General features: G+C 68.8%; 13 protein-coding genes. 9 read left to right on the forward strand and 4 right to left on the reverse strand.

Annotation, left to right across the window (positions count from 1 at the left end; all coding sequences use genetic code 11):
• Positions 1 to 59 precede the first annotated feature (59 nt).
• On the forward strand, positions 60 to 1223 hold the full coding sequence (gene nosP, locus VQ065_RS15425; protein ID WP_003088504.1) for a nitric oxide-sensing protein NosP: 1164 nt from the start codon (positions 60 to 62) through the stop codon (positions 1221 to 1223).
• Complete coding sequence (nahK, locus tag VQ065_RS15430) at positions 1153 to 3798, forward strand: hybrid sensor histidine kinase/response regulator NahK/ErcS' (protein WP_019486435.1); 2646 nt, start codon at positions 1153 to 1155, stop codon at positions 3796 to 3798. Before nosP ends, nahK begins: the two co-directional genes overlap by 71 nt.
• A 1-nt stretch (position 3799) precedes the next feature.
• On the opposite strand, the gene VQ065_RS15435 is transcribed toward nahK, so the two are convergent.
• The gene (locus VQ065_RS15435; protein WP_003113465.1) at positions 3800 to 4663 is read right to left on the reverse strand and encodes a DMT family transporter; all 864 of its coding nucleotides are present in this window, start codon (positions 4661 to 4663) and stop codon (positions 3800 to 3802) included.
• Between the two features lie 9 nt (positions 4664 to 4672).
• On the reverse strand, positions 4673 to 5338 hold the full coding sequence (gene agmR / locus VQ065_RS15440) for a response regulator AgmR (RefSeq protein ID WP_003088508.1): 666 nt from the start codon (positions 5336 to 5338) through the stop codon (positions 4673 to 4675).
• A gap of 515 nt (positions 5339 to 5853) precedes the next feature.
• Between agmR and VQ065_RS15445 the strand changes: the two genes are divergently transcribed.
• From VQ065_RS15445 to VQ065_RS15455, 3 genes are read left to right on the forward strand one after another with little or no spacing between them, the layout of a single operon-like run.
• A complete protein-coding gene (locus tag VQ065_RS15445) occupies positions 5854 to 5994 on the forward strand; it encodes a hypothetical protein (protein WP_003088510.1) in 141 nt (46 codons plus the stop codon).
• Between the two features lie 8 nt (positions 5995 to 6002).
• Positions 6003 to 6653 carry a sensor histidine kinase gene (locus VQ065_RS15450; RefSeq protein WP_003088515.1) on the forward strand — a complete coding sequence of 217 codons (651 nt, stop codon included), beginning with the start codon at positions 6003 to 6005 and terminating at the stop codon, positions 6651 to 6653.
• A gap of 12 nt (positions 6654 to 6665) precedes the next feature.
• Positions 6666 to 7343 (forward strand): response regulator transcription factor, encoded by a 678-nt coding sequence (locus tag VQ065_RS15455; RefSeq protein WP_003088518.1) that lies wholly within the window; start codon positions 6666 to 6668, stop codon positions 7341 to 7343.
• A 26-nt stretch (positions 7344 to 7369) separates the two neighbouring features.
• Here VQ065_RS15455 and VQ065_RS15460 read toward each other — a convergent pair whose 3' ends face one another.
• Positions 7370 to 8017, reverse strand: coding sequence for a pentapeptide repeat-containing protein (locus tag VQ065_RS15460; protein ID WP_003088520.1), 648 nt, complete (start codon positions 8015 to 8017; stop codon positions 7370 to 7372).
• Between the two features lie 53 nt (positions 8018 to 8070).
• On the reverse strand, positions 8071 to 9942 hold the full coding sequence (gene exaA, locus VQ065_RS15465) for a quinoprotein ethanol dehydrogenase (protein ID WP_112201606.1): 1872 nt from the start codon (positions 9940 to 9942) through the stop codon (positions 8071 to 8073).
• Between the two features lie 312 nt (positions 9943 to 10254).
• Between exaA and pedF the strand changes: the two genes are divergently transcribed.
• The 4 genes from pedF to pqqB all read left to right on the forward strand — a co-directional run bounded on the left by pedF (position 10255) and on the right by pqqB (position 13695).
• Positions 10255 to 10692: a cytochrome c-550 PedF gene (gene pedF / locus VQ065_RS15470; RefSeq protein WP_003088533.1), complete on the forward strand. Its 438-nt coding sequence runs from the start codon at positions 10255 to 10257 to the stop codon at positions 10690 to 10692.
• A gap of 86 nt (positions 10693 to 10778) precedes the next feature.
• Positions 10779 to 12299: an acetaldehyde dehydrogenase ExaC gene (gene exaC / locus VQ065_RS15475; RefSeq protein ID WP_023097707.1), complete on the forward strand. Its 1521-nt coding sequence runs from the start codon at positions 10779 to 10781 to the stop codon at positions 12297 to 12299.
• A gap of 357 nt (positions 12300 to 12656) precedes the next feature.
• On the forward strand, positions 12657 to 12728 hold the full coding sequence (pqqA, locus tag VQ065_RS15480; protein ID WP_003106462.1) for a pyrroloquinoline quinone precursor peptide PqqA: 72 nt from the start codon (positions 12657 to 12659) through the stop codon (positions 12726 to 12728).
• Between the two features lie 52 nt (positions 12729 to 12780).
• Entirely contained in the window at positions 12781 to 13695 is a 915-nt protein-coding gene (gene pqqB, locus VQ065_RS15485; RefSeq protein ID WP_003088537.1) for a pyrroloquinoline quinone biosynthesis protein PqqB, read from the forward strand.
• Positions 13696 to 13702 lie beyond the last annotated feature (7 nt).

The following is a 13702-nucleotide window of genomic DNA, read 5'->3' on the forward strand; positions in this document are numbered from 1 at the left end:
GGGGCCGCGGCGGCGCCCTTCGTAGAATGCTGGCGAGGCGGAACGACGGGGGAGCGGGCATGTACGAAGGGCAGGGGGAAGGGGTCTGCAGGGGCATGTCCAGCGCGCGCGACGTCGAAGTGGTGGCCCAGGACCTGGCGCGCCAGCTTATCCATCCGCACCTGGGCTTCGTGCTGTTCTTCTGTTCCGCGGAATACGACCTGCCGGCCCTTGCCGAGATGCTCGAACGCTACTTCGGCGGCATCGACCTGGTCGGCTGCACCACCGCCGGCGAGATCACTCCGGCGGGCTACGGGCGCGGCTGCGTCAGCGCGGTGGGCTTCGACGTGCGCAGCTTCGCCATCAGCAGCGCGCTGATCGACGAAATGGAGCGCTTCAACCTGCTGGACGCGCAGCAGATGGTCGAGACCCTGGTGGCCGGCTGTCGCCGCGGCGGCCTGGCGCCGATCAAGGACCACAGCTTCGCCCTGACCTTGCTCGACGGCCTGTCCAGCCGCGAAGAGGTGGTGCTCGCCGCGCTTGGCGCGGCGCTCGGCGCGATCCCGCATTTCGGTGGCTCGGCCGGCGACGACCGGCACCTGACCCACACCCATGTCTACCACCGGGGCCAGTTCCATACCGGGGCGGCAGTGGTGGTGCTGGTCAACACCTGGCTGGACTTCGAGGTCTTCACCACCCATCACGTGGTGCCGCGCGCCGAGAAGCTGGTGGTGACCCGCGCCGACAGCGGCAGCCGGCGGGTCCACGAACTCAACGCCGAGCCGGCTGCGCTGGAATACGCCCGGTTGGTCGGGGTGGTGCCGCAGGCGCTGGATTTCGCCCTGTTCTCCGCGCATCCGCTGGCGGTGCGGGTCGACGAACGCTATTACGTGCGCTCGATCCAGCAGGCCAACGAGGACCTGAGCCTGACGTTCTACTGTGCGGTGGAGAACGGCATCGTTCTCACCGCGATGAGCACCGGCCCGCTGTTGCCCAACCTGGAGGCGCAGTTCCGCCGCCTCCACGAGCGCCTCGGACCGCCGTTGCTGACCATCGGTTGCGACTGCTTCCTGCGGCGCCTGGAGCTGGAGGTCGGCGGTGACACGCAAGCTACCGCCGCGTTTCTCCGCAGCCAGCAGGTGATCGGCTTCAACACCTACGGAGAGCAATTCAATGGCATGCATATCAACCAGACCTTCACCGGGGTCGCCATTGGCCGACCCCGTGGAGGTATCCGTCGCTGAGCTGCAGGCGCGGGTCGTCGCCCTCGAAGAAGAGCGGCACAAGTTGCAGCGGATCAACCAGGCGCTGATCGGACGCATCGAGTCGAGCGCCGCGCAGAGCGACGAGGCCTACGGCGCCTTCCAGTATTCCGTGGTGCTGGCCGAGCAGGTCCGCGAGCGCACCGACGCGCTGAGCCAGACGATGCTCGAACTGAAGGCCAGCAACCAGTTGCTCAGCGACGCTCGCCTGCGTGCCGAGACCGCCCACCAGCATCTGCTCGACGCCATCGAAAGCATCTCCGACGCCTTCGTCCTGTTCGATCCGCAGCAGCGCATCGTGTTGTTCAACGAGCGCTTCCGCGCGCTGTGGATCGACAGCCGGGCGCGGATCGGTCCTGGCATGCGCCGCGCCGAACTGCACCGGCTGGCGCGCAGCGGCGGGCTGATCGTCGAGGAACAGCGCGGCGGCGACCAGCAGACCCTGTATCGCCTGCGCGACGAGCGCTGGCTGCGGATGAGCGAACGGCCGACCCGCGACGGCGGGCTGGCGGTACTCTACAGCGACGTCACCGAGATCAAGCTCAGCGAGACCGCGCGCCGCGAGCAGGCGCTGGCGCAGAAGTCGCACCTGTTGCAGCGGGCGGTGGACAACCTCTCCCAGGGCGTGGCGATGGTCGGTGCCGACGGCGTGCTGGAGTTGTGGAACCGGCGCTTCCTGGAACTCTGCGGGCTGGCGCCGATCGCCGGGCACCGGGCCTTCGCCGAAGTCATGGCGGAGAGCGAATTGCCGTTGCTCACGCCGTGCAGCCAGGACTCCCAGGGGAGTCCGCTGAGCGCCCGCGAGCAGCGCCTGTTCGATGGCCGGGTGCTGGAGATCCGTACCCATGCGCTGCCCACCGGCGGCTTCGTCAACACCTTCACCGACATCACCGAACGCTATCGCCACGCCGAGGCGTTGCGCGCCAGCGAGCGCTGGATCCGCCTGATCACCGACCAGGTGCCGGCGCTGATCGCCTATCTCAGCGACGAACTGGTCTACGAATTCACCAACAAGGTCTACGAGGAGTGGTACCGCTGGCCCAGCGGCTCGATGCTCGGCCGCTGCCTGCGCGACGTGCATGGCGCCGAGCACTGCCGGCGCCTGGAACCGTACTTCGAGCGGGCCCTGGCCGGCGAAAGCGTGACCTTCGAGATCGCCGAGACCGCGTTGTCCGGCGAGGAGCGCTACATGCAGCGCTCCTACGTGCCGAACCGCCAGGCCGACGGCCGGGTCGCCGGGCTGTTCGTGCTGATTCGGGATATCACCGAGCGCCGGCGGACCGCCGAGGCGCTGCACCAGGCCTACCAGAACCTCGAACAGCGGGTGCGCGAGCGGACCGCCGAGCTGACCACCCTCAACGACCAGTTCAAGCGCGAGATCCACGAGCGCAGCCAGGTCGAGGCGCGCCTGCGCGAGGCCAAGCGCGAGGCGGAACAGGCCAACCTGTCGAAGACCAAGTTCCTCGCGGCGGTCAGCCACGACCTGCTGCAACCGCTGAACGCCGCGCGGCTGTTCACCAGCGCCTTGCAGGAGCGCGGCAGCGCGGCGCCGGACAACGAGGCGCTGGTGAACAACATCAGCCATTCGCTGGAGGACGTGGAGAACCTGCTCGGCACCCTGGTGGACATTTCCAAGCTGGACGCCGGCGTGATCACCCCGGACATCGCCCCGTTCGAGCTTGGCGAACTGCTCGGCAACCTGGCCGCGGAGTACCGCCAGGTAGCCGCCAGCGAAGGGCTACGCCTGGACTTCGTGGCCTGCGGGGCGCTGGTCCGCAGCGACCAGCAACTGCTCGCGCGAATCCTCCGCAACCTGCTTTCCAACGCCATCCGCTATACCCCGCGAGGGCGCGTGCTGCTGGGTTGCCGCCGGCATCGGCAGCGCCTGTCGATCGAGGTCTGGGACACCGGGGTGGGCATCGCCGCCGACAAGCTCGGCGAGATTTTCCAGGAATTCAAGCGCGGCGAGTCGCAGCGTTGCCACCAGGACCGCGGGCTCGGCCTGGGATTGGCGATCGTCGACAAGATCGCCCGCATGCTCGGCCACCGGGTCCGGGTCGGCTCGCTGCCGGGTAAGGGCTCGTGCTTCGCCATCGAGGTACCGCTGGCCCGCCATGCCCCGCGCAGTCGCGCCGAGCCGCTGGCCAGCGCGGACGACCTGCGCGAGCGCCTGCGTGGTTCGCGGGTGTGGGTGCTGGACAACGATGCGGCGATCTGCGCCGGCATGCGCACGTTGCTCGAAGCCTGGGGCTGCCGGGTAGTGACGGCGCTGTCGGAGGAAGACCTGGCGCGACAGGTCGACAACTACCATGCCGAGGCCGACCTGCTGATCGTCGACTATCACCTCGACGACCAGCGCAACGGCGTCGACGCGGTCGCCGCGATCAACGCCCGGCGCGGCTCGCCGCTGCCGGCGCTGATGATCACAGCCAACTACAGCAACGAACTCAAGCAGCAGGTTCGCGAGCTTGGCCATACCCTGATGCACAAGCCGGTGCGGCCGATGAAGCTGAAGACCGCGCTCTGCCACTTGCTGGAGCGCGAAGCCTCGGTCTGATTCAGGCGCCTTCGCGTGCCGCGCGGCCCAGGCGCGGGGCGAGGATCAGGGCGATCCCGCCGAGCACCGCCAGGGTCGCCGGCGGCAATCGCGGGGCGAGCGGCTCGCCGAGCAGCAGGGCGCCGCAGAGGGCGGCGAGCACCGGCACGCTGAGCTGCACCGAGGCGCCCTGGATCGCCGTCAGCCCCGGCAGTGCGCTGTACCAGACGGCGTAGCCGAGGCCGGAGGCGAGGGCGCCGGAAAGCAGGGCATAGGCCAGTCCGGCGCCGTCCAGCCGCAACTGCCCGTGGAATGCCAGGAGCAGCAGGGCGGCGAAGGCAAGGGCTCGGAGGAAGTTGCCGGCGCTGACCGCCAGCGGATCGCCGCCGCCGCGGCCGAGCAGGGTATAGAGGCCCCAGGCGAGGCCGGACAGGAGCATCAGCAGGGCACCGCCCAGCGGCGGCGCGCTGGCTCCGGGGAGCAACAGGAACAGCAGGCCGCCCAGGGCCAGCAGGAAACCGAGCAGCGCCTGTCCGCCCAGCCGTTCGCCGCGCAGCAGGCCGGCCAGCAGCAGGGTGACCTGCACCGCGCCGAACAGCAGCAGCGCGCCGGTGCCGGCGTCCAGCTGCACGTAGGCGTAGGAGAACGCGGCCGCGTAGACGAACAGCGCCGCCGCCCCGCGCCAGCCGCCGCGCGCGGGCGTGGCCGGGCGCCGGCGCAGATGCAGCAGGACGGCGAGCATGAGGGCGCCGGAGAAGAGACGCAGGGCGGTGAAGCTGACCGCGTCGATGGCGGTGTCCTTCAGCGCCGCGCGGCAGAGCAGCGAATTGCCGGCGAAGGCCAGCATCGCCAGGACAGTGAGCAGCAGGGTACGGCGGTCGGGCATCGGCGGGTCTCAGCGGCGCAGGTAGGTGGCGAAGTCGATGTCGCCGGCGCTGAGGATCGCCTGGACCCGGTTGTGTACCTTGAGCTTGCGCAGGATCGCCGAGACGTGCGCCTTCACCGTGGTCTCGGCGATGTCCAGGTTGTAGGCGATCTGCTTGTTCGACTCGCCCTTGGTCATCCGCTCCAGCACCAGCAGCTGCTTGCGGGTCAGGGCCTGGAGCAGTTCCGGGGAGATGCCGTGTTCTTCGTGGCCGCTGCGTCGCGGCGAACTCTTCTGGGTGCGGATCACGTCCGAGGGCAGGTAGACGTTGCCGTTGAGGATCTGCTCGATGGCTTCGGTCATCTGCGCGCGTGGCGAGGACTTGGTGATGAAGCCCACCGCGCCGTAGGTGATGGCCTGTAGCACCACCTGCTTGTCCTGCTCGGCGGAGACGATAACCACGGGAATGGTCGGGGCCTCGTTGCGCAGGTTCATCAGGCCGTTGAGGCCGTGCATGCCGGGCATGTTCAGGTCGAGCAGGATCAGGTCGAGGTCGTCGTGTTCCTGGGTCAGGCCCAGGGCGCTGTCGAGGTCGGCGGTTTCCATCACTTCGCTGCCGGGGAATCCGTCGGCGATGACATTGTGGATGGCCTCGCGGAACAGCGGGTGGTCGTCGGCGATCAGGATCTTGTACATGGCCTGCACCTCGTTATTGTCGTTATGGGCGGCTGGTGGCGGCTCGGGGCACGCGGGCGGATGCGAATGCGCTCACGGTAGCAGCCGTGGGCGCGATAGCCCAGCGGGCGGGCGTTCCGCCGCGCGCTGCCGGGGACGCGTCGCGGACGGTCGGCAGCCGGGTAGGCGGAGAAGGCGAACTCGGTACTGCGGCGGGACCGCCGCAGGGTAGTCGGGCGCTACGCGGGGCAAGGCAAGGCGGGGCATGGCGGCTTCTCGTCGTTTCTTCTTGTATGCGTCATTACAGGGCAGGCGCGCTGCTTTGGAAATTCGACGTCCGGAGGGGTGAACCAGTACCAAAGTAGCAGGACCAGGCGCTTGCGCAGCGCTCCTGCTGCATCGGCGGCGCCCGCAAGGGCGGCTGGAGGCGGGTGGCCGCGCAAAAGTAGCGGCCCGGCAGTACCAAGGTAGTAGCACGCCGTGGCTCCGCGCGTCCTAGCATGTCTCGACAACGACAATGGACAGGAGTCGCCGCCATGCGCATCGCCGTCACCCTGGTGTTGCCCATCCTGCTGATCCTCAGCCTGCTCGGGTTCGATTTCCTCTATTCCCGCCACCTCGGCCAGGAAAGACCTGCCGCCTGCGCCGTCGGACAGGCCTGTCGGATCGCCCCCTGAGCCACGCCATGGATGACCTGCGACCCGCCGGCCCGGCGGAGTACCGCTGGCTGCTCGCCGTGCAGGAGCGCGAGCGGCGCTTGCTGGCCCAGGCGGTGCATGACGATATCGGCCAGTACCTGACGGGTATCCGCACCCAACTGTTGTTGCTGCGCTGCACGGCAGGCGCCGGGCAGCCGGCGCTGGCACGCCTGGAGCGCTACTGCCAGGGGCTGGACGACAGCTTCCGCGCGCTGCTGCGCGGTCTACCGCCGCCGGCCCTGCAACGCCAGTCGCTGGACGAGGCGCTGCGCGCCTGCGTGGCGGACTGGCAGGAAGGCCAGGGCATCGCCTGCGAGCTGCGCCTGTGCGGTCCGCTGCCGCCCCTGGATGCGGCGGCCGGGACTCATCTCTACCGCCTGTTGCAGGAGGCGCTGAACAACGTCGCCCGGCATGCCGGCGCCAGCCGCGTGCGGATCCGCCTGCAACGCCGTGGCGGCTTTCTCTACCTGAGCGTACGCGACGACGGTCGCGGCTGCGCGGCGGACCCGGCACCCGGCTTCGGCCTGGACTCGATGCGCCAGCGCGCGCGCTGCCTGGGCGCTGAACTGAGCCTGCGCAGCCGTCCCGGACAGGGCCTGGCGTTGCGCCTGCGGATGCCGCTGGAACGCGGCGACTGAGAGGAGGGGACGATGAGGATCCTGCTGGTGGACGATCATTTCGTGGTCCGCGAAGGGCTGGCCGCGCTGTTGCGCGGGCTGCTCCCCGACGTGGAGGTGAGCGAGGCCGGCGATGGCGAAGAAGCCTTGCAGGCGGTGCAGCGGGACATTCCTTCGCTGGTCATCGTCGATCTCGGCCTGCCGGGCATCAGCGGCCTGGAGCTGACTCGCCGGCTGCGCCAGCGCCTGCCGCAGTTGCGTGTGCTGTTCTTCAGCCTCCACGACGAACTGGCCCTGGTGCGCCAGGCGCTGGATGCCGGTGCCCGCGGCTACGTGACCAAGCGCGCGGCGCCGACGGTGCTGCTGGAGGCGATACGGCGAGTGCTCGCCGGCCAGCTCTATCTGGAGCAGCCGCTGGCCACGCGCCTGGCCTGCCAGTCGTGGGAAGAGCAGGGCGGGGCAGCGTTGCGCGGGCTGACCCGTCGCGAGTTCGAGATCTTCCGCCTGCTCGCGCGTGGCCTGGCCCTGCGCGAGGTGGCCGAGCACCTGGGGGTAAGCGCCAAGACCGTGTCCAACCATGTCAGCCTGCTCAAGCAGAAGTTGCAGGTGAGTACCCAGGCGGAACTGGTGCACCGGGCCATCGACAGCGGCGTGCTGCGGCTGGGCCTGCCGCTGCCGCTCGCCGAGGAGGCTCGCGGCAGCCTCGGCTAGGGGGGCCGTCGCTGCTGTCCGGCGCTTCACTGCCAGCCCGCGGGGCAATCCTTGCAACCCTGCATGTTGCTGCCCTGGAAGTTGCCGAAGCGCACCTTGCTGCCGCGCAGGTCGGCATCTTCCAGGTTGGCCTCGGCCAGCTTGACTTCCTGCAGGTTGGCGTCGCGCAGGTCGGCGCCCTTGAGATCGGCGCGGGACAGCCAGGTCATCTCCAGGTCGGCGGCGCGCAGCGTGGCCTGGTGCAGGCGGCCGCCGCTGAGACGGGCGAACTCCAGGTAGGCGGCGGTGAGGTCGGCGCCTTGCCACTGGGCGCCCTGGGCGAACAGGCCCCAGGCCTGGATGGCCACCGCCCTGGCGCCGGAGAGGTCGGCGCCGCGCAGGTTGGCTTGCTGCAGGCTGGCGCGGGTGAGGTCGGCACCACGCAGGTTGGCTTTTTCCAGGTTGGCCAGGTCGAGCCTGGCGTGACGCAGGTCGGCGCCGGAGAGATCGGCGCCGGCCAGGTCGATGCGGCCGAGGTCGAGGTTGCGCAGGTCGGCGCCGCGCAAGTCGGCCTTGGCGCAGCGCGCGCCGGGCTCCAGGCGGCAGCCGGCGATGACGCGGACGTCGTCGATGTCGTCGGCGGCCTGGGCCAGGCCGGCGCCGAGCAAGGCGGCGCAGAGGAGGAAGGTCTTCATCGGGATACTCCGCAGGCGGGGAAAGCCGCGCCTCGCAGGGCGCGGCGCAGGGATCAGCGGCTGGCGGTGCGGTTGTCCCAGCTGGGCAGCTTGAATACCCAGAAGGAACCGCCCTGGGCCACCGGCCGGGTCAGGTCGGCCATGTCGCCGCCCCACAGTGGCACGGCGCCGCCGTAGCCGACGGTCACGCCGAGGTACTGCTCGCCGTCCTGTTCCCAGGTGATCGGTGGCGAGACGATGCCGCTGCCGGTCTGGAATTTCCACAGCTCCTTGCCGCTCTTCGCGTCGAAGGCCTTGAAGTAGCCGTCGCCGGTGCCGGTGAACACCAGGTTGCCGGCGGTGGCCAGCACCCCGGCCCAGAGCGGCAGGTGTTCCTTGTGTTCCCAGACCACCTTGCCGCTGACCGGGTCCATGGCGCGCAGGCTGCCGACGTGGTCGTCGTACATGCGCTTGATCCGGAAGCCCATGCCCAGGTAGGCGCTGCCCTTCGTATAGCTGACCTCCTCGGTCCAGTAGTCTTCCTTCCAGTGGTTGGCCGGCACGTAGAACAGGCCGGTGTCCTGGCTGTAGGCCATCGGGTTCCAGTTCTTGCCGCCGAGGAACGGCGGCGATACTTCCACCGCCTTGCCATGCTTCTGCCCCGGTTCCGGCAGCGGCGGGCGCTGGCCCTCGCGCTCCACCGGGCGGCCGGTCTTCAGGTCGATGTGGCTGGCCCAGGTGATGTTGTCGACGAAGGGGAAGGCGTTCTGCAACTTGCCGTTGCTGCGGTCGACCACATAGAAGAAGCCGTTGCGGTCGGCGTGGGCGGTGGCCTTGACGATCTTGCCGTCCTTGGCCTTGTAGTCGAACAGCACCAGTTCGTTGTTGCCGGAGAAGTCCCAGGCGTCGTTGGGGGTGTGCTGGTAGAACCACTTCACCTCGCCGCTGCTCGGGTCCACCCCGACCTGGCCGGAGGTGTAGAGGCTGTCGTAGTCGTGCGGGTTGCCACCCTTGGCGGTGCGCGCCCAGGTGTTCCACGGGCCGGGGTTGCCGGCGCCGACGATGATGGTGTTGGTCTCGGCGTCGAAGCTGGCGCTCTGCCAGGGAGCGCCGCCGCCGTGGCTCCACGACTCGACCTTGCCGGTCGGCGAGTTGCGATCGTCCGGCCAGGAGGGCGCCTTGACGTCGCCGGTCACCGTGCTGTCCTTGCCGTTCAGGCGGCCCATGTGGCCTTCGACGAAGGGACGCATCCAGATTTCCTCGCCGGTATCCGGATCGCGGGCGAACAGGCGGCCGACCACGCCGAACTCGTTGCCCGAACTGCCGTGGATCAGCAGGACCTTGCCGGTCTTGCCGTCCTTCACGATGGTCGGCGCGCCAGTCATGGTGTAGCCGGCGCCGTGATCGGCGAACTTCTTCTTCCACACCACCTTGCCGGTGTTCTTGTTCAGCGCCACCACCGAGGCATCGAGGGTGCCGAAGAACACCTTGTCGCCATAGATCGCGGCGCCGCGGTTGACCACGTCGCAGCACGGGCGGATGTCGTCGGGCAGGCGGTGGTTGTAGGTCCACAGGCGCTTGCCGGTCTTCGCGTCGAGGGCGAACAGCCGCGAGTAGGAGGCGGTCACGTAGATCACGCCGTCGCTGACGATGGCCTGGGACTCCTGGCCGCGCTGTTTCTCGTCGCCGAAGGAGTACGACCAGGCCGGGGTCAGCTTGAACACGTTGTCGGCGTTGACCTGCTTGAGCGGGCTCCAGCGCTGGGCGTGGGTGCCCATGCCGTACTGCAGCACGTCGCCGGTGGTCTTGTCGTCGTTGGCGATGTCCTCCCAGGTCACATCCTTGGCCAGCGCGGCGCCAGCGCTGCCCAGGGCGACGGCGAAGGCGAGGCAGTGCAGGCTCGGGCGCAGGAGGCCGGCAGGGGCGGGTGAGGTTCTTGTTGTCATGATCGGGTTCCCGTTTGGAGTGAGGGTCGAGAAACGGCAGGCCGCTGCTCGGGCCGCGGCGGCTTCATGGTGGAAGCGGGGCGCGCCGACGGGAACGGAAGATCGCCCGATTCGTCCGGGAAGACTTCCCGGACGGGGCATGACTTGGACTTGCTGCCAAAGCCCCGCGTAAGGCCTTCCGAGGCTCTACTCCGAAGGGAGTAGGCGAGGACGCCCAAAGCAGGATTCGGGCGCGCGGCGGAGCTTCCTAGGATGGCGATGAGCGCCGTTTGGCGCCCGTGCCTTGTCCTGTCTCCCCGGAGGAATGAAGTGATGAACAAGAACAACGCCTTGCGCGGCCTGCTGGTGCTGGCCGGTCTCAGCCTCTCGAGCCTGGCGCTGGCCCACGGCGATGTGACCCCCCAGGCAGTGGACACCAAGGGACTCGAGCCGCTGGGCAAGGAATGGCGCGACACCAACCCCTACCGCGAGCCCTACGCCAAGCACGACCTCGCCGTCGAGATCGGCGCCTCCGCCTACAACCAGAACTGCGCGCGCTGCCACGGCCTGGAAGCCAAGTCCGGCGGCATCGCCCCGGACCTGCGCCTGCTGGAGACCGGCGCCGAGGGCGACGAATGGTTCAAGGAGCGGGTCATCAACGGCGCGGTGCGCGATGGCGCGGTGTACATGCCGAAGATGGCCGACTTCATCAGCCAGGAAGGCCTCTGGGCGATCCGCAGCTATCTGGAAAGCGTGCACGTCGACGAGTGACGCGCCCGACCCTTCGCCGCCGACCGCGGCGCCCTTGCACGAGTCCGCCGCGCCACGGCGGAACGACCACACAGGAGAGCTTCGCCATGATCTACGCAGCGCCCGGAACCCCCGGTGCCGTCGTCACCTTCAAGCCTCGCTACGGCAACTACATCGGCGGCGAGTTCGTGCCTCCGGTCAAGGGCCAGTACTTCACCAACACCTCGCCGGTGAACGGCCAGCCGATCGCCGAGTTCCCCCGTTCCACCGCCGAGGACATCGACAAGGCCCTCGACGCCGCCCACGCCGCCGCCGACGCCTGGGGCCGTACCTCGGTGCAGGAGCGTTCGAACATCCTGCTGAAGATCGCCGAGCGCATCGAGCAGAACCTGGAACTGCTCGCCGTCACCGAGACCTGGGACAACGGCAAGGCCGTGCGCGAGACCCTCAACGCCGACATTCCCCTGGCCGCCGACCACTTCCGCTACTTCGCCGGCTGCATCCGCGCCCAGGAAGGCTCCGCCGCCGAGATTAACGACAGCACCGTGGCCTACCACATCCATGAGCCGCTGGGCGTGGTCGGGCAGATCATCCCGTGGAACTTCCCGCTGCTGATGGCCGCCTGGAAGCTGGCCCCGGCGCTGGCCGCCGGCAACTGCGTGGTGCTCAAGCCGGCCGAGCAGACCCCGCTGGGCATCTGCGTGCTGCTGGAACTCATCGGCGACCTGCTGCCGCCGGGCGTGCTCAACGTCGTCCAGGGCTTCGGCAGGGAGGCCGGCGAGGCCCTGGCCACCAGCAAGCGCATCGCCAAGATCGCCTTCACCGGTTCCACCCCGGTCGGCTCGCACATCCTCAAGTGCGCGGCGGAGAACATCATTCCCTCCACCGTCGAGCTGGGCGGCAAGAGCCCGAACATCTATTTCGAAGACATCATGCAGGCCGAGCCGGCGTTCATCGAGAAGGCCGCCGAGGGCCTGGTGCTGGCCTTCTTCAACCAGGGCGAGGTGTGCACCTGCCCGTCCCGCGCGCTGGTCCAGGAGTCGATCTACCCGGCGTTCATGGAAGAGGTGCTGAAGAAGGTCAGGGCGATCAAGCGCGGCGACCCGCTGGACACCGAGACCATGGTCGGCGCCCAGGCTTCCCAGCAGCAGTACGAGAAGATCCTCTCCTACCTCGACATCGCCCAGCAGGAAGGCGCCGAGCTGCTCGCCGGCGGCAGCGTCGAGAAGCTCGAAGGCAACCTGGCCAGCGGCTACTACATCCAGCCGACCCTGCTCAAGGGGCACAACGGCATGCGCGTGTTCCAGGAGGAAATCTTCGGCCCGGTGGTCGGCGTCACCACCTTCAAGGACGAAGCCGAGGCCCTGGCCATCGCCAACGACACCGAGTACGGCCTCGGCGCCGGCCTCTGGACCCGTGACATCAACCGCGCCTACCGCATGGGCCGCGGGATCAAGGCCGGTCGCGTGTGGACCAACTGCTACCACCTGTACCCGGCCCACGCCGCGTTCGGCGGCTACAAGAAGTCCGGCGTCGGTCGCGAGACGCACAAGATGATGCTCGACCACTACCAGCAGACCAAGAACCTGCTGGTGAGCTACGACATCGACCCGCTGGGCTTCTTCTGAGCGGTCCTCAGCCGCCGCGGATCGCTCCGACCCGCGGCCTTTCCGCCAAGGCACCTGCGGGTGCGCTCGTCCCGCGTCCCGACGCGGCTTTCCCCATGGCGGGTTCTGGCGCGACGCGGCCCTGGCCGCGTCTTTTTTTTCGCCTCGCCGCCGCCCCGGCATGGACTAGGCTTCTGCCCTGCACCAGGGCGAACCAGGGGGGCGCAACGGCGATCTCCCGGCGAACCTTGGGCGGAACAGGCAGTCCCTACCAAATCAGGGGGAAAACTCCTTCGAAAGTCTCATTCGGAGCGAGCCCCGCTGATGTTTAACTCGACCTGCCGGAATCGCCCGGCCCCACCAGAGAGGATCGACCCCATGTGGACCAAGCCCAGCTTCACCGACCTGCGTCTCGGTTTCGAAGTGACCCTCTACTTCGCCAACCGCTGATCCGTTCGGCCCCGGTCTTCCGGGGCCTCCCTCCAGCCCGCGGGGCAGACCCATGCACATCCGTATTCTCGGTTCGGCCGCCGGCGGCGGCTTCCCCCAGTGGAACTGCAACTGCCGCAACTGTCGCGGGGTCCGCGACGGCAGCGTAGCGGCCCAGCCACGCACGCAATCCTCCATCGCCCTGTCCGACGACGGCGAGCGCTGGATCCTCTGCAACGCCTCGCCCGACATCCGTGCCCAGATCGCCGCCTTCCCGGCCCTCCAGCCGGCGCGTCGGCCGCGCGATACGGCGATCGGCGCGATCGTCCTGCTCGACAGCCAGATCGACCACACCACCGGCCTGCTCAGCCTGCGCGAAGGCTGCCCGCACGAAGTCTGGTGCACGCAGATGGTCCACCAGGACCTCAGCGAAGGCTTCCCGCTGTTCCCCATGCTTTCCCACTGGAACGGCGGCCTGCGCCACCGGCCGATCGCCCTCGATGGCGAGCCTTTCGCCATCCCGGCCTGTCCGCGCCTGCGCTTCACCGCGATCCCCCTGCGCAGTAGCGCGCCGCCGTATTCCCCGCATCGCGGCGACCCCCATCCGGGCGACAACATCGGCCTGTTCGTCGAGGACCTCGATAGCGCCGGTACGCTGTTCTATGCGCCGGGCCTCGGCGAGGTGGACGAGGCGCTGCTCGAATGGATGCGCCGCGCCGACTGCCTGCTGGTGGACGGTACGCTCTGGCGCGATGACGAGATGCTGGTCTGCGAGGTCGGCGACAAGCTCGGCCGGCAGATGGGGCACCTGGCGCAGAGCGGGCCGGGCGGCATGCTCGAGGTGCTGGCGAAGGTGCCGGCCGCGCGCAAGGTGCTCATCCACATCAACAACACCAATCCCATCCTCGACACCGTTTCGGCCGAACGCGCCGAGCTGGATGCCAGTGGCATCGAAGTGGCCTGGGATGGCATGCACATCCAGCTGTAGGGGGCCA

Origin of the sequence: Pseudomonas sp. KBN10P06128, assembly GCF_037574945.1 — a bacterium.
In the GTDB taxonomy this organism is placed as follows: domain Bacteria; phylum Pseudomonadota; class Gammaproteobacteria; order Pseudomonadales; family Pseudomonadaceae; genus Pseudomonas; species Pseudomonas aeruginosa.

What these genes read in the sequence shown, in the direction of transcription:
- agmR (WP_003088508.1), bottom strand. Translation starts at nt 5,338, where the DNA reads ATGTACAAGATCCTGATCGCCGACGACCACCCGCTGTTCCGCGAGGCC.
- pedF (WP_003088533.1), top strand. Translation starts at nt 10,255, where the DNA reads ATGAACAAGAACAACGCCTTGCGCGGCCTGCTGGTGCTGGCCGGTCTC.
- VQ065_RS15435 (WP_003113465.1), bottom strand. Translation starts at nt 4,663, where the DNA reads ATGCCCGACCGCCGTACCCTGCTGCTCACTGTCCTGGCGATGCTGGCC.
- VQ065_RS15445 (WP_003088510.1), top strand. Translation starts at nt 5,854, where the DNA reads ATGCGCATCGCCGTCACCCTGGTGTTGCCCATCCTGCTGATCCTCAGC.
- pqqB (WP_003088537.1), top strand. Translation starts at nt 12,781, where the DNA reads ATGCACATCCGTATTCTCGGTTCGGCCGCCGGCGGCGGCTTCCCCCAG.
- nosP (WP_003088504.1), top strand. Translation starts at nt 60, where the DNA reads ATGTACGAAGGGCAGGGGGAAGGGGTCTGCAGGGGCATGTCCAGCGCG.
- exaC (WP_023097707.1), top strand. Translation starts at nt 10,779, where the DNA reads ATGATCTACGCAGCGCCCGGAACCCCCGGTGCCGTCGTCACCTTCAAG.
- VQ065_RS15460 (WP_003088520.1), bottom strand. Translation starts at nt 8,017, where the DNA reads ATGAAGACCTTCCTCCTCTGCGCCGCCTTGCTCGGCGCCGGCCTGGCC.
- nahK (WP_019486435.1), top strand. Translation starts at nt 1,153, where the DNA reads ATGGCATGCATATCAACCAGACCTTCACCGGGGTCGCCATTGGCCGAC.
- VQ065_RS15450 (WP_003088515.1), top strand. Translation starts at nt 6,003, where the DNA reads ATGGATGACCTGCGACCCGCCGGCCCGGCGGAGTACCGCTGGCTGCTC.
- VQ065_RS15455 (WP_003088518.1), top strand. Translation starts at nt 6,666, where the DNA reads ATGAGGATCCTGCTGGTGGACGATCATTTCGTGGTCCGCGAAGGGCTG.
- exaA (WP_112201606.1), bottom strand. Translation starts at nt 9,942, where the DNA reads ATGACAACAAGAACCTCACCCGCCCCTGCCGGCCTCCTGCGCCCGAGC.